The following is a 15357-nucleotide window of genomic DNA, read 5'->3' as shown; positions in this document are numbered from 1 at the left end:
GCGGGCTCCTCGGGGCCGGGTTCAGCCGATGTGGACGCGCTCGGCGCCTTCAGCAGTGACCACCTGGCCGATGGTCCAGTGGTCCAGGCCCTGCGCCTTGACCGCCTCGGACACGGCGGCGACCTGGTCGGCTGCCACGATCAGCACGAAGCCGATGCCGCAGTTGAAGGTGCGCCACATCTCGCTGTCGGCCACGGCGCCTTCCTTCTGCAGCCACTGGAACACCGGCGGCAGGGTCCAGGACGAGGCCTGGATGTCCAGGCCGAGGCCGTCGGGCACCACGCGGATGATGTTCTCGGTCAGGCCGCCACCGGTGATGTGGGCCATGCCGTGGATGGCCTCGCCGTGCGACTTCAGCAGTGCCAGGATCGGCTTCACGTACAGGCGGGTCGGTGCCATCAGCGCGTCGACCAGCTTCACGCCGCCCTCCAGCTCCAGGTCGGCCGGGCGGCCGGCGCGGTCGTAGATGCGGCGCACCAGCGAGTAGCCGTTGGAGTGCGGGCCGGACGAGGCGATGCCGATCAGCACGTCGCCGGCGGCCACGCTGGCGCCGTCCTTCAGCTCGCTCTTCTCGACCGCGGCGACCGTGAAGCCGGCCAGGTCGTACTCGCCCGGGGCATACATGTCGGGCATCTCAGCGGTTTCGCCGCCGATCAGCGCGCAGCCGGCCTCGGTGCAGCCGTTGGCGATGCCGCCCACGACCGCTGCGGCGGTGTCGATGTCCAGCTTGCCGGTGGCGAAGTAGTCCAGGAAGAACAGCGGCTCGGCACCCTGCACCAGCACGTCGTTCACGCACATGGCGACTAGGTCGATGCCGATCGTATCGTGGCGGTTCAGCTGGTGGGCCAGCTTCAGCTTGGTGCCCACGCCATCGGTACCCGACACCAGCACCGGCTCGCGGTACTTGTTGGACAGGTCGAACAGGGCGCCGAAGCCGCCCAGGCCGCCCATCACTTCCGGGCGGAAGCTGCGCTTGACCAGGGGCTTGATCCGCTCGACCAGCGCGTTGCCGGCGTCGATGTCGACACCCGCGTCACGGTAGGTGAGGGGGGAAGGGGCGGAAGACGGGGTGTTGGTCACGGGCGTCGGCGCTGGCAGGGGTTGAATGAGCGATTTTAACAGGCCGCATTGGCGCAAAGGCCGTATTCGGGCAACAATTCCCCCGGATTCGTCGAGCCAATGGATGTCCTGATGCGCCGCAGCCTGATTCTGACCCTGCTCCTTGCACTGAGCCTGCCGGTGGCCACGATGGCCCAGAGCGGCCTGCGCACCGAGGGAGATGTCGCCACCGCTTCGGGGGCCTACGAGGCCGAAGTGCCCGTCAACAGCCAGGCCGAGGCCGATCGCAACGGTGCCCTGGCCCGTGCCCTGAGCGTGGTGCTGGGCAAGCTGTCCGGCGACCGCAACGTGATGTCACGCCCCGGCGTGGTGCAGGCGCTGCGCAATGCCAAGGACTACGTGGCCAGCTACGACTACAAGCAGGACCAGAGCGTGGGTGCCAGCGGCGCACCGAGCTTCCGGACCCTGCTGGTGGCCCGCTTCCGCGAGGACGATGTCGATTCGCTGGTCTCGGCGCTGGGCCTGCCGCTGTGGCCGCAGCCGCGACCGAAGCCGGTGCTGTGGCTGGCCGTCGACGACGGCAGTGGCCCGCGCCTGGTCAGCGTGCAGCAGGCCAATGCCGCCCGCCCGCTGCTGAACCGCGCCATCGAGCGGGGTTACAAGCTGGGCCTGCCCAGCGGCGGTGCTGCCGAACAGGCCCTGGCCGGTGCCATCTGGCGCCAGGACAGCGCGGCCGTGGCCCGTGCCTCCTCGCGCTACTCACCGCCGATGCAGCTGATCGGCAAGCTGTACCGCGCCAACGGTGGCTGGCAGGCGGACTGGGTGTTCGTCGACAACGGCCGCGAACTGAACAAGTGGACCAGCAAGGACGCCAACGCCATGCGCGCGATGGCCGCCGGTGCCGACGGTGCCGCCGATGCGCTGGTCAAGCGCTATGCCAAGGCCGGCGTGGCCGTCGGCCAGGCCGGCACCTACCGCCTGGTGGTGACCGGCATCAACAGCGCCGATGACTACCTGCGGCTGGCCGCTGGCCTGCGCGAGGTGCCGGTGGTGCGCAACGTCACCCCGCTGCACGCCTCGGCCGGCCAACTGGAGCTGAGCGTGGAGATGACCACCGGCCTGGCCGGCTTCAACCGCATGCTTGGCGACAACGGCGTGCTGGTGCCAAGCGCGCCGCTGCCGGCCCTGCCGACCCCGATCGATGACACCACCGGTGCCCCGGTGGCCGCGCCGGTCAGCAACGAGTACCGCCTGCGATGATCCTGAGCCCGGAAGCTGAAATCGCGCAGTTCCTGCGTCGGCTGAAGTACATCCTGTTCGCCGGCCTGATCGGCTGGGTGGTGTGGCTGCTGGCGCCGATCCTGACCCCGTTCGTGCTGGCACTGGCGCTGGCCTGGCTGGGTGACCCCCTGGTGGACCGCATCGAGGCCACCGGCCGCTCGCGCATGACCGGCGTGGTGCTGGTGTTCGCAGCGATGGTGCTGGTGATCGTGGCACTGCTGCTGGTGCTGGTGCCGATGATCGAGCGCCAGATCACCACCCTGATCGCGGCCGCGCCGCAGGCGCAGGCGTGGCTGATGCAGACCGGCATCCCCTGGTTCGAGCACAAGACCGGCCTGGAAGTGATGCAGTGGCTGGATCCGGACCGCCTGATCGAATGGGTGCGCAGCCATTGGCAGCAGGCCGGCGGCTTCGCCACCACGTTCATGGGCTACGTCTCGCGTTCGGGCTTTGCGATGGTGACCTGGGTGGTCAACATCCTGCTGCTGCCGATCCTGGCGTTCTACTTCCTGCGCGACTGGGACAAGCTGGTCGAGCGGGTGGCCTCGGTGATTCCGCGCAACCAGATCGGCACCATCAGCGCGCTGGCGCGTGAATCCAACGAGGTGCTGGGTGCGTTCATCCGTGGCCAGTTCCTGGTGATGCTGGCGCTGGGCGTGATCTACGCCGGTGGCCTGTCGCTGGTCGGCCTCAAGCTGGGCCTGCTGATCGGCCTGATTGCCGGCCTGATCAGCTTCATCCCGTACCTGGGAGCGACCACCGGCGTGCTGATGGCGGTGATCGCCGCGCTGGTGCAGGCGCAGGGCTTCGACCTGAAGCTGCTGATCCTGGTCGGCGTGGTGTTCACCGTGGGCCAGCTGCTGGAAAGCTACGTGCTGACCCCGCGCATCGTCGGCGACAAGATCGGCCTGCACCCGGTGGCGGTGATCTTCGCGGTGATGGCCGGCGGCCAGCTGTTCGGCTTCCTCGGCATGCTGCTGGCGCTGCCGGTAGCGGCGGTGACCAACGTGCTGCTGCGCTATGCCCACCAGCGCTATCGGCAGAGCGAACTGTACGTGGGCGAGAAGCCGGCGATCGTGCTTGATGGCGTGGTCGACGCGCCCCATATCATCGTTCCGGACGACAAGGGCCCCGACCTGAAGTGATGGGTGTGCCGCAACTGCCGCTGGCCCTGCATTACCCGCGGGACCAGCGCCTGGAGACCTTCATCGGCGCGCCGGATGGCGCGCTGGCGCAGCTGCGCGCGATCGCGGTTGGCGCCAGCCCCGACTGGGTCTACCTGGAAGGCGCGGCGGGAACCGGCAAGACCCACCAGGCGCTGGCGATGTGCTCCAGCGCCGAGCAGGCCGGACGGTTGCCGACGTACGTGCCGCTGGCCAGCGCCGTCGGCCGTGTCCGTGCGGCGCTTGATGGGCTGGAAGCGCGCGAACTGGTGGCGCTGGACGGCCTGGACGAGGTTGCCGGCAACCGCGAGGATGAGATCGCGCTGTTCGATTTCCACAACCGTGCGCGCGCTGCGGGCGTGACCGTGCTGTACACGGCACAGAAGGCGCCGGGCGAACTGGGCCTGGTGCTGCCGGACCTGCGCTCGCGGCTGGGCCAGTGCGTACGCGTGCTGCTGCAGCCGCTGGATGAGGAAGGGCGGGCGGCCGTGCTGCGCGAGCGTGCACTGCGACGCGGCCTGGCCATCGACGAAGCGGCCATCGAGTGGCTGCTGTCGCACACCGGCCGTGAGCTGGGTGGATTGATCACCCTGCTGGACTGGCTGGACCGCGAATCGCTGGCGGCGAAGCGGCGGATCACCGTGCCGTTCCTGCGCCAGGTGCTGGAAGAAGGCCGGCCTCGTTACTGAGGGATGTTGTTCGGCAGGGCTGCGCCCTGCACCCGCAGAAGCAACGTCAACGTCAAAAGCTGGCTTCCTGAGGGGAGGCGGGGCGCTGTGGGCTTGCGGGGCCGCCGTAAACCCGTCCCTGGGGGCTTGGTCGCCGCATCCATGCGGCTCACACCCCGCAAGCCCACAGCGCCCCGCCTTCGACAGGTTCCCGCGATCTGCCTGGTCTCTGTACTGCACTGCTGTTGGTGGGTGTCGACCTTGGTCGATACGTGTCTTGCTTGTGGTGGGTGACGACCGTTGGTCGTCACCAGAGCGAAGCGACCCGCTTTTGCTTTTCTTTCTTTCTTCCGTGGCTGGACGCCCACGGAAACTGTCTGAGGCCGGGCGGGGTGGGTTCGCGGGGGTGTCCGCGGCATGGATGCCGCGGCCAAGCCCCCAGGGACGGGTTCACGGCGTCCCCCGCGAATCCACCCCGCCCGGCCAAGCAAGGCTACTGCTCTCAAAACGTCCAGCCACGAGGGGCTCAGCCGTTCGCCGCCAACTCCGCATCCAGCGCGCGCAGGCGATCCACGGTGCCGACGTCGGTCCAGCGCCCGCGATGGTGCTGCCCGGTCATCAACCCCTGCGCCATGAAGTGCTTCTGCAGCGGCACCACCGAGAACTTCGGTGGCAGCCGCTCGCTGCCCGGCGCATCGCCGATCACCGCGCGCCAGTCGGCCACGATCGAAGGACGGTACACGCCGATGCCGGCATAGGTCAGGCATGGTCCTTCGCGGTCGTGGTGCAGGAACCCCTGTGCATCCAGGCGGTAGTCACCATTCGGGTGCTGAACCGGATTGTCGACCAGCACCAGGTGCGCCTGGCCCTGCGGCTCGCGCGGCAGCGTGGCGAAATCGAAATCGGTCCAGATGTCGCCGTTCACTACCAGGAACGGGGCATCGCCCAGCACCGGCAGGGCGTTGAGGATGCCGCCGCCGGTTTCCAGCGGGGTCTGCCCTTCGTACAGGAAATGCAGGCGCAGGCCCCATCGGCTGCCATCGCCCAGCGTCGCCGGGAACTGTTCGGCCAGCCATGCGGTGTTGACCACCACCTCGCGCACGCCGAGTGCGGCCAGGCGTTCCAGGTGCCAGACGATCAACGGCTTGCCAGCCACTTCCAGCAGCGGCTTGGGCGTGTGCAGGGTCAAAGGGCGCATGCGCTCGCCGAGGCCGGCGGCAAAGACCAGTGCCTTCATCGGGCTACGCGCATCGGTGCACCCAGCTCGGCCAGCGCCGGCTTGATGCGGTCGTCCAGCAGCTGCTGCAGCGGTGCCAGCTCGCGGTAGCGCGGCAGCACTTCATCCAGATAGGTGATGAAGCGCGGTGCGTCGTCGAGGTAATGGCCCTTGTTGTCGCGGTAACGCAGCCGGCAGAACAGGCCCAGGATCTTCACGTGGCGCTGGATGCCCATCCAGTCGGCATCGCGCAGGAAGGTGGCGCGGTCGGGCACCGGCAGGCCGGTGTCGCGGGCGCGCTCGTGATACTGCGCCAGCCATTCGTCCACGCGTTGCAGTGGCCAGCTCAGGAAGGCGTCCTTGAACAGGCTCACCGCATCGTAGGCGATCGGGCCGCGCACCAGGTCCTGGAAATCCAGGACCGCGGGGCCGTCGTCGACCGGCATCAGGTTGCGCGGCATGTAGTCGCGGTGGGTCATCAGCTGGGCCTGGCCCAGCGCGTTGTCCATCAGGCGGCGATGCACCAGCTGCAGGTCTTCGATCTCGCCGCAGTCCAGTTCAAGGTTCAGGTGGCGCTGCAGGAACCATTCGTCGAACAGGCCGGCATCGCGCTGCAGCAGTGCTTCGCCGAACTGGCCGAAGTCGGCCGGCACCGGGATCGCCTGCAGGCGCAGCAGCTGCTCGATCGAACGACCGAACCATTCGTCAGCGTTGCGCTCGTCGAGGATCCTGGCCAGGGTCGGGCCGCCGAGATCTTCCAGCAGCAGGAAGCCGGCATCCAGGTCCTGCGCGAGCAGCATGGGCACGCGCAGACCGTTGTCGTGCAGCAGGCCGCGCATGCGCAGCCACGGCCGCGGATCTTCCAGCCCCGGCGGGGCGTCCATCACGATGTGGCTGCCGCGCGTGCTGGTGGTGCGCCAGTAGCTGCGCATGCCGGCGTCAACCGAAGCGCGTTCGACCACCGCGTTGGCATCATCGAGCTGGGTACGGGCCCACTGCAGGCGCTGCGCGCTGCGCTGGGGATCGGAGGCGGGTTCGGTCATGCGGGCATATCCGGGCGCGCCGGGCGCGCCAACGTCGGCAACAGGAAGGGAAGGGGGAGCGGCGTCAGCGGCGACCGCTGAACAGGCGCAGGACGGCCAGCACGGCCACCGCGCCCACCACCGCGCCGAGGAAACCGGCCGGTTCGCCGGGGGCGTACCAGCCCATGTACTGGCCGAACCAACCGGCCAGCAGGGCACCAAGGATGCCCAGCACGATGGTCAGCAGGCAGCCCATGCGGTTGTTGCCGGGCATGAAGAAACGCCCGAGCAGGCCGACGAAGAAGCCGACCAGCAGGATGTACAGCCAGCTGCTGCTGCCGAACAGACCATTCATGCGCGCGGATTCCGCTTGAGTGTGGACGCAGCCTAGCAAGGCCAGGCTGCGTCCGTCACGAGTGCCGGATCAGCAGCAGCCGTGGTCGCCGTGGCGGGTGCCGCTGTCGGCAGCCACCGGCGAGCCGCTGGTCTCGCCGCGCAGGCTGGCGGCGTAGTGCTCGCTGATCACCTTGGACACGCAGGCGGTGACCTTCTTGCCCATCGGGATGTGCAGGAACTCGTTCGGGCCATGCGCATTGGAGTGCGGGCCGAGCACGCCGGTGATCATGAACTGCGCGCCCGGGAACTTCTCGCCCAGCATGCCCATGAACGGGATCGAGCCGCCTTCGCCCATGTACATCGCCGGCTTGCCGAAGAAGGCCTGGCTGGCGTCGTCGATGGCCTGGGTCAGCCACGGCGCCATCGCCGGGGCATTCCAGCCGGTGGAGGCCTTTTCCAGGTCCAGGGTGACCTGCGCGCCGTTCGGCGGGTCGCGCAGCAGTGCTTCCTTCAGCAGCTCGCCGCAGGTCTTGCCATCGGCGGTCGGCGGCAGGCGCAGCGACAGCTTCACCGAGGTCTGCGGACGCAGCACGTTGCCGGCCGATTCCAGCGGCGGCATGCCACCGACGCCGGTGACCGACAGCGCCGGGCGCCAGGTGCGGTTGAGCACCAGCTCGGTCAGGTCCTCGTTCATGGGGCGCAGGCCGTCGACCATCGGGAACTTCTCGAAGATCTCGGTATCCACCACTTCGGCGGCACGCTTGGCCTGTTCCAGGCGCTCGGCCGGGATCTCCACGTTCATGCCGTCGATCAGGATGCGGCCGGTGTCCTGGTCCTCGATGCGCGAAAGGATCTGGCGCAGCAGGCGGAAGCTGGACGGGATCACGCCGGAGGCATCGCCGGAATGCACGCCTTCGTTGAGCACCTTCACGGTGAAATTGCCGCCGGTCAGGCCGCGCAGCGAGGTGGTGCACCACAGCTGGTCGTAGTTGGCGCAGCCCGAATCCAGGCAGACCACCAGCGACGGCTTGCCGATGCGGTCGGCCAGGTGGTCGACGTAGGCCGGCAGGTCGTAGCTGCCGGACTCTTCACACGCTTCGATCAGCACCACGCAGCGGGCGTGCGGCAGGCCCTGGGCCTGCAGTGCCAGTACCGCAGCCAGCGAGCCGAAGATCGCGTAGCCGTCGTCCGCACCGCCGCGGCCATACAGCTTGTCGCCGCGCAGGACCGGGGTCCACGGGCCGAGGTCGTCGTCCCAGCCGGTCATTTCCGGCTGCTTGTCCAGGTGGCCATAGAGCAGGATGGTGTCGTCGCCGGTTTCGGCGCCGGTAGCCGGAATTTCCAGGAAGATCAGCGGGGTACGGCCTTCCAGGCGCACCACCTCAACCTTCAGGCCGGGCAGCTGCTGGGCCTTGGCCCAGTTCTCCATCAGGGTGACCGCCTGTTCCATGTAGCCGTTCTGCACCCAATTGGCGTCGAACATCGGCGACTTGTTGGGAATGCGGATGTAGTCGACCAACTGCGGGACGATTTCGCTGTCCCACTTGTCATTGACGAATTGGCCGAGCTTGGCGCTGTCCATCTGAAACTCCGGTTGCATGGGCTGATCCGGCCATTCTACGCCTGTGCCGCGGGTAGGGTTTTTCCTACATCACGTCGGGTATTTGGCTGGCTTACGGAAATCCGGGAAACCGATAGGCTGTGTACATGTGGTGACGGACACTGTTCCTGCCGACGGGATTGCCGGTCGGGGCGGCCAGAATCACAGGGAGATACACGTCGTGCCTTGGTTTGTCGTGTTGAGGGCGCTGGTGCTGGTAGTGGGGATCGCTGGGGCGCATGCCGCCGAACCGATCGACATCAACCGCGCCGATGCCCAGGCGCTGCAGCAGGGATTGACGATGGTCGGAGCCGCCAAGGCCGAGGCGATCGTCGAGCACCGGCGCAGACACGGCCCGTTTCATCGCGTCGAGGACCTGACGCAGGTGAAGGGGATAGGGAAAGTGATCGTCGAACGGAATCGACAGCGGATCACCGTAGGCAACAGGTTGTTGCCGGCGGATCCGGTACCCGGATCGGTACCGGTGCGGACCGTACCCAGGCGCTGACAGCAGGAATCGTCGGAACCGGCAGGAGGCTGGTTCACCGGTCACGGACAGGAAGGCCGTGACCACCGACCGCCGCAGGACGCGGCACCAATCACCAGGATGGTGGCATCACAGACCTGTGGAAGGGGCTGAGATACAAACAGGACAGACGCGGCCGCGTGCAGGATGCAACGCTACCCCCACAGCGCAGGATGCGAGGGGGCGGCAGCAGGCCGACAAGGACGTAACGATTGCCCGGTACGACACATGGCTGTGTCGCCGGGCAATTTCATTTCCGGCGCCTGGTTTTGCCGCGGCCACCACGGGCCGATGGTGTACGGTGGCCGCTCCGCATGGAAAGGACCCCGCTGGATGCTTGTGCACCGCCCCACGACCCTGATGCTCGCCCTGGCACTGACCCTGCCACTGCTGGCCCATGCCGCTGCGCCGACGCCGACAGCCAAGCCTGCGGCCGAAGCCAGCACCGCCGACGTGCGCGGGCCGACCGACCTGAAACCGGGCGAGTACCTGTGGCATCCGGAAATCTCGCCGACCGGCCCGATCGTGCTGGTGGTCAGCCTCGATGAGCAGCGTGCCTACGTTTACCGCAACGGCATCGCCATCGGCCTGACCACGATCAGCTCGGGCAAGGCCGGGCACGAGACGCCAACTGGCGTATTCACCATCCTGCAGAAGGACAAGGACCACAGGTCCAACCTCTACAACAGCGCGCCGATGCCCTACATGCAGCGGCTGACCTGGGATGGCATCGCCCTGCATGGCGGCAGCCTGCCCGGGCATCCGGCCTCGCATGGCTGCGTGCGCCTGCCGCAGGCGTTCGCGCAGAAGCTGTTCAGCGAAACCCAGCGCGGCGATACGGTGGTGGTGGCCGACGCCAAGAGTTCGCCGATGACCCTGGCCTATCCTTCGGTGCTGGCCCCGGTCAACGCGCGCGGCCAGGCTTTGCCGGAAACCGAGGGCGGGGCCCCGGCGCAGGCCTGGTGGGACGACAGCGCAGCCCCGGCCGGGCAGGTCGGCATCCTGGTCAGCCTGCATGACCAGCGCCTGTACGTGCTGCGCGATGGCGTGATGATCGGCGAGTCGCCGCTGAAGGCCGACGCCCTGCCGGCATTCCAGGGCACCACGCTGTTCGTGATGGGGCAGGGCTACAGTGATACGCCCAGCCCGCTGGACGTGAACCAGCGCCTGCACCAGTGGACGGCCTATCCGCTGCTGGGCCAGGATCGTGCCCAGGCCACCCCGGACCTGCTGGCCACGCCCTCGTTGCCAATGGCGCTGCCGGCCGATTTTGCCCGCCAGCTGTACCAGGTGCTGGTGCCGGGCACGACCCTGCTGGTGACCTCGTTGCCGGCGGTCCGCCCAAGCCCGGCTGAATCCGGAATGCAGCCGGTCTTGGAATCCGAGCCGCCAGGGTCCACCCTCAAGGGCAACTGAGTCCCCTCGTTGTGCCCATGACTGCATCCCGCCTGTGCCGGCTGGCCGCGTTCGGCCTGCTGGCGACCTCGGCCAGCGCCCCGGCGCTGGCACAGACGCCCGCCCTTGCCACCAGCGCTGATGATCTGGCTGCCTTGCTGTCGCGCAGTGCGCCCAAGGCTGACCGCCACGTGTTGCAGCTGGCGGCGCACGCCATGCGCTGTGCGTTGCAGCGGCCGGAGCTGGGCATCAACGGTGATCGTCTCAGCGTGATCGATTATTCGCGGCCGTCCACCGAGCCGCGCCTGTGGGTGTTCGACCTGGCCCACCAGCGCCTGCTGTTCGAGGAATGGGTGGCGCATGGCCGCAACAGCGGCGAGAACCGCACCCAGCACTTCTCCAACCGCGATGGGAGTTTCATGTCCAGTCTCGGCGCGTTCACCGCGCAGGAGACCTACATGGGCGGTAATGGATATTCGCTGCGCCTGGCCGGGCTGGAGCCGGGCTTCAACGACCGTGCGCGCGAACGCGCGATCGTCATCCACGGTGCGCCGTACGTGAACCCGGCCACCGCGCAGCTGCAGGGGCGCTTGGGTCGCAGCCTGGGTTGCCCGGCGGTGCGCCTTTCGGTGGCCAAGCCGCTGATCGATGCGTTGCGTGGCGGCACGATGGTGTTTGCTTACTACCCTGACCAGGATTGGCTGAAGCACTCGCAGCTGCTGGCCGGCGGATGCGGTGGCCAGGGCACGCTCGCTACGCGGTGATGCATGATGGCGCGTGGCGTGATGCAATGCGCCGATGAACGTCGACTCCCTGTTGCACACTCCGAGCCAGGTCATTTCCAGCCTGGACTATCGTCGCGAACGCTGGCGGAATGGACTTGGCTGGACCCGCGAGATCCTGCGCCTGCCCGCACAGGGTGATGACTGGGCGCTGCGCCTGTCGGTGGCCGAGATCGAGCAGGACGCTGCGTTCTCCACCTTCCCCGGCGTGGAGCGCGAACTGGTGCTGCTGCAGGGCAATGGCGTGCGCCTGCGTTTCGAGGATGGCCGCGTGGCCCAGGTGCTGCCGCCACACGGGCGGGCGCGCTTTGCCGGTGAGGAAACGCTGCACGGTGAACTGGTCGATGGCACCACCCACGACTTCAACCTGATGTGGAAGCGCGAGCTGCTGCAGGCCGAACTGCTGCACCGGCCGCTGGTGGGGTCGATGTTCTTCTTCTGCGAACCGGGCGTTGCGTGGGCGCTGCATCTGCTGGCCGGACAGGCGCAGTTCGGTGCCGATAGTGGCCTGCCGGCGCTGCAGGCGGGAGACACCGCGTGGTTGGCGGGGGGCGAGAGGCAACGGCATGCGCTCAGCGGTGGTGGCGAGTTGTTGGCGATACGGGTGAGCGCGGCGGGGGCATGATTCCTGGGCGCCGGTGGGCGCCATCCACGCATGGCGTGGATCTACTGCTGTGCGGTTGCCACCATGCCTGGGCACGCCGTCATGGTGCGGCTGTGGTTGGGGTCAGAGCCCTTTCCTGCGGAAAGGGAACCGACCCCGACGGTTCGTTCAATACACATCGCGGCGGTAACGACCGGCCAGCAGCATCGCTTCCTTGCCTGCGGTACCCAGCACCCGCTCGATCACTGCATCCACGCCCGGGGCCATGCCCTGCAGGCTGCCGCAGACCAGGATCGTCGCGCCTTCATCGACCCACTGCCGCAGCGTCGCCGCTTCGGCCTGCAGCCGGTCCTGCACATAGCGATGCGCGCCGCCGTCGCGGCTGAACACTGCATCCAGCCGTGCCAGCGTGCCGCTGGCCAGCATCGCCTGCAGTTCTTCGCCGAAATGGAAGTCGTGCGCGGCGGTGCGCTCGCCGAACAGCAGCCAGGTGCGGCGCGCGCCACGCTGGGCACGTTCGTGCAGGTGCGCGCGCAGGCCGGCGATGCCGGTGCCGTTGCCGATCAGCAGCAGCGGTACATCGGCGGGCACGCCATGGAAATTGTCGTTGCGGCGCAGCCGCAGTTGCACCGGTTCGCCGATGGCCGCGTGGTCGCACAGCCAGCCGCTGCCGATGCCGGGTGTACCGTCGGCGCGCAGTTGGCGGCGCACCAGCAGCTCCACCGCGCCGTCGGCCATCACCGAGGCGATCGAGTACTCGCGATGCGGCAGCGGTTGCAGGGTTGCCAGCAGTGCGGGCAGATCACCCGGGGGAACCAGCGAGGGCAGATGCGAGCGCTCGATACGGGCCAGTAACGCCTGCCCGTCATCCAGCACGGTGTCTGCATTGAAGCCCTGTGCATCGAGCCAGGCGCGCGCGCTGTGGCGTGGGTGCTGCGGGCCGATCTCGGCGATGTCGCCGGCCTGCCACTGCACATCGACGCCAGGCGGTGGCTGCAGGCGCACCCGGTACACCGGGCCGCCGGGGCTGCCCGGATTCAGATGCTGGCGTTGCAGCAACGTCCACGGCTGATACTCGGCCGGGCTCCAGTCGGGCAGTTCAGTGGCGCCTCCGCCAAGTTGTCCCAGCAACTGCTGCCAATGTCGCAGCGCCGCCGGATCGGCATTGTCGACCTCGATCGCATCGAACAGCGGGTGCGCGCCATGCTGGCGCAGCCACTGGTCCAGCTGGTGGCCGAATCCGCAGAAGTGGCCATAGCTGCGGTCGCCCAGCGCGAGCACGCCGTACTGCAGATGCTGCAACGGAGGCGGCGTGGCCATCACCCCGCGCAGGAACGGCAGGGCGTGGTCGGGCGGATCGCCTTCGCCGGTGGTGCTGGCAATGAACAGCGCGCGCTGGCTGTCGGCCAGCAACGCTGCATCCACCTGATGCAATCCGCGCACACGCACCGGCACGCCGGCACCACGCAGGGCCTCGGCACTGCGTTCGGCCAGTTCGCGGGCAAAGCCGGTCTGGCTGGACCAGACCAGCAGGAGCGGCGCGGTATCGGCGGACGCCGCATCATCGCGCGGACGAGTGCGCCACCACAGGGCTGCGCAGGCCAGCGCGTACAGCGCGGTGGCGATGATGGCGATCTGCGATTGCCGTGCCGGCGGTGCGCCCTGCCACCAGGCTTCGCCGAGGTGCAGGCGCAGCAGCGCACAGGCGATCAGCGCCAGTACGATCAGTACAAGTGTGTTGCCGAGCCACGCACGCGATGGCCGAGTGCTCATGCGTCCTGCCCGTCGAGCAGGCGCTGGAAGGCGCTGCTGAGAAATTCCTGCGGGCCGTCTGCGGTGCGTTGCAGGTAGCGCGCGGCCAGTCCTTCGCGCTCGGCCAGCGCCATGCCCTGTTCGCGACCCAGCACGGTCAGTGCGGTAGCCCAGGCATCGGCGTGCATGGCGTCGTCGGCCACGACGGTGACCGCTGCGGCGACCTGCTGCACCGGCCTGCCCGTACGCGGGTAGAGGCTGTGGCTGTAGGCCTCGCCATCGGCCTGGTACTGGTGCCAGCGATCGCCCGAAGTGGCCACCGCCTTGCCGTCCAGCGCCAGCACCCGTGGCGGGGTTTCGGTGTGCACATCCTCTTCCGGTGCGGATTCCACCAGCACGCGCCACGGTTGGCCGTCCGGTTTTCTGCCGTAGCCGGCCAGTTCGCCACCCACTTCGATCAGCGCCGCCCCAATCCCTTGCCTACGCAACCAGGCGGCTACGTGATCGACGCCGAAGCCCTTGGCGATCGCAGAGAGATCCAGTTCCAGCCGGCCCGGTTGCAGCAGCGCATCATCCTGCCACTGCAGGCGCTGCCAACCGCAACGCTCACGGGTGGCCTGCAGGGTAGCGGCGTCGGGCTGGCGGCGTTCACCGGCATGTGCACCGAAGCCCCACAGTGCAACCAGCGGACCGATGGTGGGATCGAAGGCGCCGTCACTGGCGGCAGCGATGGCCTGTGCGCAGGTCACAACGTGGCGGGTCTCCGCCGGCAGCACGCACCATTGGCCAGCGTCGGCGCGGTTGTAGCGGCTCAGATCCGAGCCGGGCTCCCAGGTGCTCATCTGCGCGACCACGTCGTCCAACCGCGCCTGGATGCCGGCGTGCAGCGGGTGCAGGTCGCGCTGGCGCGACGCGACCAGCGACACGCTCCAGGTGGTGCCCATGGTGGTGCCACCGAGGCGGGCGATGTCGAGATGGGAATCGGTCATGGTGATGCGTTGCGGTGGCGATGCCGGGGGATGCCCGGCATCGCGGTCCACATTACTGCGGCAGCACTTCCAGCGTGGCGACGTAGCTCAGGCGGCGCTTGGCGGCCTGCTTCACCGACGTCTTGTTGTCCTCGGTGCCGGTCTCCAGCCAGTACATGCCGGCTTCCGGCCAGGTCACCTTGATCTCGCCCTTGGCATCGCTGGTCAGCTTCAGCTCGTCCTGCGCGTTGCGGTAGCGGGTGGCGCCACGCACGATCTCGAACTGCAGGCCGGCGGTCGGCTTGCCATCGACCAGCACGCGGAAGGTGGCTTCCTCGCCGGCGAACAGGTCGTTCGGGTGGCCGACGGCGACCAGCTCGATGCCACGGTTGGTCGGCTTCAGCGCGGTGTCGTTCGGCGCACCGTTGGTGACAAAGGTCTCCACGCGGCCGATCGACTGGCTCACTTCCAGCTTCTTCGCGTCCTTCGGCAATTCACCGAAGGTAGCCGCGCTGCCGCGCCAGCGCTTGCGCTCGCCGTTCTGCTCGTACGTGGCGAACAGGCCGTCATTGACCGACGCGATGCGGTAAGTGCCCGACTGCTTCAGTTCGATGTCGAACACGCTGCGGTACTTGCCGGTCGACGCGTTCTGCGGCTGCACGGTGCTGCCGTCCGGCGCGGTGATCACCAGCGATTCCAGGCGCAGCGGCACGTGGTTGAAGTAGAACAGATCGTTGGAGACCGCACCGTCGACGGTGATCCACGGCGCGTTGCCGGCGATCACGGTCTGCGAGGGCAGCAGCCAGGCCTTGTGGGCCAGGGCGGAGAAGGGAAGGGCAGCGGCCAGGGCGGCGGCGAGGACGAGCGTGCGCTTCATGCGGAAGACTCCAGTTGGAAGGGGTCGGATCCCTTTCCAGCGGAAAGGGCTCTGACCCCGAGGGATAGGGCGATGGGGTCAGAGCCCTTCCTGCGGAAGGGATCCGAC

Annotated in this window: 15 protein-coding genes; 7 read left to right on the top strand and 8 right to left on the bottom strand. The window is 68.2% G+C overall.

The window, feature by feature from the left end; genetic code table 11:
* Positions 1–21 precede the first annotated feature (21 nt).
* On the bottom strand, positions 22–1080 hold the full coding sequence (purM, locus tag ACUVWL_RS12210) for a phosphoribosylformylglycinamidine cyclo-ligase (protein ID WP_014646244.1): 1059 nt from the start codon (positions 1078–1080) through the stop codon (positions 22–24).
* Positions 1081–1179: 99 nt separating this feature from the next.
* On the opposite strand from purM, the gene ACUVWL_RS12205 reads away from it, so the two are divergent.
* The 3 genes from ACUVWL_RS12205 to hda are packed head-to-tail and all read left to right on the top strand — an operon-like array spanning position 1180 to position 4192.
* Entirely contained in the window at positions 1180–2319 is a 1140-nt protein-coding gene (locus ACUVWL_RS12205) for a DUF2066 domain-containing protein (RefSeq protein ID WP_032957235.1), read from the top strand.
* Positions 2316–3485: an AI-2E family transporter gene (locus ACUVWL_RS12200; RefSeq protein ID WP_014646246.1), complete on the top strand. Its 1170-nt coding sequence runs from the start codon at positions 2316–2318 to the stop codon at positions 3483–3485. The genes ACUVWL_RS12205 and ACUVWL_RS12200 overlap by 4 nt, the downstream gene beginning before the upstream one ends.
* Positions 3485–4192, top strand: a complete 708-nt coding sequence (hda, locus tag ACUVWL_RS12195) for a DnaA regulatory inactivator Hda (RefSeq protein ID WP_142234380.1) — start codon at positions 3485–3487, stop codon at positions 4190–4192. Before ACUVWL_RS12200 ends, hda begins: the two co-directional genes overlap by 1 nt.
* Before the next feature lie 505 nt (positions 4193–4697).
* On the opposite strand, the gene murU is transcribed toward hda, so the two are convergent.
* The 4 genes from murU to ACUVWL_RS12175 all read right to left on the bottom strand — a co-directional run bounded on the left by murU (position 4698) and on the right by ACUVWL_RS12175 (position 8327).
* Positions 4698–5408: an N-acetylmuramate alpha-1-phosphate uridylyltransferase MurU gene (gene murU, locus ACUVWL_RS12190; protein ID WP_046429329.1), complete on the bottom strand. Its 711-nt coding sequence runs from the start codon at positions 5406–5408 to the stop codon at positions 4698–4700.
* Positions 5405–6430, bottom strand: a complete 1026-nt coding sequence (locus ACUVWL_RS12185) for an aminoglycoside phosphotransferase family protein (RefSeq protein WP_445978384.1) — start codon at positions 6428–6430, stop codon at positions 5405–5407. The genes murU and ACUVWL_RS12185 overlap by 4 nt, the downstream gene beginning before the upstream one ends.
* A 64-nt stretch (positions 6431–6494) precedes the next feature.
* Complete coding sequence (locus ACUVWL_RS12180; RefSeq protein ID WP_005415577.1) at positions 6495–6764, bottom strand: GlsB/YeaQ/YmgE family stress response membrane protein; 270 nt, start codon at positions 6762–6764, stop codon at positions 6495–6497.
* A gap of 69 nt (positions 6765–6833) precedes the next feature.
* Positions 6834–8327, bottom strand: coding sequence for a M20 family metallopeptidase (locus tag ACUVWL_RS12175; RefSeq protein WP_032957377.1), 1494 nt, complete (start codon positions 8325–8327; stop codon positions 6834–6836).
* Between the two features lie 199 nt (positions 8328–8526).
* Between ACUVWL_RS12175 and ACUVWL_RS12170 the strand changes: the two genes are divergently transcribed.
* The 4 genes from ACUVWL_RS12170 (at position 8527) to ACUVWL_RS12155 (ending at position 11673) form a co-directional block, all read left to right on the top strand.
* On the top strand, positions 8527–8853 hold the full coding sequence (locus ACUVWL_RS12170) for a ComEA family DNA-binding protein (protein ID WP_445978383.1): 327 nt from the start codon (positions 8527–8529) through the stop codon (positions 8851–8853).
* Between the two features lie 351 nt (positions 8854–9204).
* Positions 9205–10287 (top strand): L,D-transpeptidase, encoded by a 1083-nt coding sequence (locus ACUVWL_RS12165; protein WP_041863141.1) that lies wholly within the window; start codon positions 9205–9207, stop codon positions 10285–10287.
* Positions 10288–10304: 17 nt separating this feature from the next.
* Complete coding sequence (locus ACUVWL_RS12160) at positions 10305–11030, top strand: murein L,D-transpeptidase catalytic domain family protein (RefSeq protein WP_032957373.1); 726 nt, start codon at positions 10305–10307, stop codon at positions 11028–11030.
* Between the two features lie 34 nt (positions 11031–11064).
* Positions 11065–11673 carry a HutD/Ves family protein gene (locus ACUVWL_RS12155; protein ID WP_046429337.1) on the top strand — a complete coding sequence of 203 codons (609 nt, stop codon included), beginning with the start codon at positions 11065–11067 and terminating at the stop codon, positions 11671–11673.
* A gap of 147 nt (positions 11674–11820) precedes the next feature.
* On the opposite strand, the gene ACUVWL_RS12150 is transcribed toward ACUVWL_RS12155, so the two are convergent.
* Genes ACUVWL_RS12150 through ACUVWL_RS12140 form a run of 3 tightly spaced genes read right to left on the bottom strand, consistent with a single transcriptional unit; the run spans position 11821 to position 15249 of the window.
* Entirely contained in the window at positions 11821–13425 is a 1605-nt protein-coding gene (locus ACUVWL_RS12150) for a sulfite reductase subunit alpha (protein WP_445978382.1), read from the bottom strand.
* Positions 13422–14393, bottom strand: a complete 972-nt coding sequence (locus tag ACUVWL_RS12145; protein ID WP_445978381.1) for an FAD:protein FMN transferase — start codon at positions 14391–14393, stop codon at positions 13422–13424. Before ACUVWL_RS12145 ends, ACUVWL_RS12150 begins: the two co-directional genes overlap by 4 nt.
* Positions 14394–14445: 52 nt before the next feature.
* On the bottom strand, positions 14446–15249 hold the full coding sequence (locus ACUVWL_RS12140) for a DUF4198 domain-containing protein (RefSeq protein ID WP_014646257.1): 804 nt from the start codon (positions 15247–15249) through the stop codon (positions 14446–14448).
* Between the last annotated feature and the right edge of the window lie 108 nt (positions 15250–15357).

This window comes from Stenotrophomonas muris, assembly GCF_052751275.1.
The sequence above is the reverse complement of the archived record's forward strand: the minus strand, read 5'-3'. Positions and strand labels throughout refer to the sequence as shown.

Bases quoted from the DNA above. Each gene is read 5' to 3' on its own strand.
- ACUVWL_RS12205 (WP_032957235.1), top strand. From the start codon at position 1,180: ATGGATGTCCTGATGCGCCGCAGCCTGATTCTGACCCTGCTCCTTGCA.
- ACUVWL_RS12200 (WP_014646246.1), top strand. From the start codon at position 2,316: ATGATCCTGAGCCCGGAAGCTGAAATCGCGCAGTTCCTGCGTCGGCTG.
- hda (WP_142234380.1), top strand. From the start codon at position 3,485: ATGGGTGTGCCGCAACTGCCGCTGGCCCTGCATTACCCGCGGGACCAG.
- murU (WP_046429329.1), bottom strand. From the start codon at position 5,408: ATGAAGGCACTGGTCTTTGCCGCCGGCCTCGGCGAGCGCATGCGCCCT.
- ACUVWL_RS12185 (WP_445978384.1), bottom strand. From the start codon at position 6,430: ATGACCGAACCCGCCTCCGATCCCCAGCGCAGCGCGCAGCGCCTGCAG.
- ACUVWL_RS12180 (WP_005415577.1), bottom strand. From the start codon at position 6,764: ATGAATGGTCTGTTCGGCAGCAGCAGCTGGCTGTACATCCTGCTGGTC.
- ACUVWL_RS12175 (WP_032957377.1), bottom strand. From the start codon at position 8,327: ATGGACAGCGCCAAGCTCGGCCAATTCGTCAATGACAAGTGGGACAGC.
- ACUVWL_RS12165 (WP_041863141.1), top strand. From the start codon at position 9,205: ATGCTTGTGCACCGCCCCACGACCCTGATGCTCGCCCTGGCACTGACC.
- ACUVWL_RS12160 (WP_032957373.1), top strand. From the start codon at position 10,305: ATGACTGCATCCCGCCTGTGCCGGCTGGCCGCGTTCGGCCTGCTGGCG.
- ACUVWL_RS12155 (WP_046429337.1), top strand. From the start codon at position 11,065: ATGAACGTCGACTCCCTGTTGCACACTCCGAGCCAGGTCATTTCCAGC.
- ACUVWL_RS12150 (WP_445978382.1), bottom strand. From the start codon at position 13,425: ATGAGCACTCGGCCATCGCGTGCGTGGCTCGGCAACACACTTGTACTG.
- ACUVWL_RS12145 (WP_445978381.1), bottom strand. From the start codon at position 14,393: ATGACCGATTCCCATCTCGACATCGCCCGCCTCGGTGGCACCACCATG.
- ACUVWL_RS12140 (WP_014646257.1), bottom strand. From the start codon at position 15,249: ATGAAGCGCACGCTCGTCCTCGCCGCCGCCCTGGCCGCTGCCCTTCCC.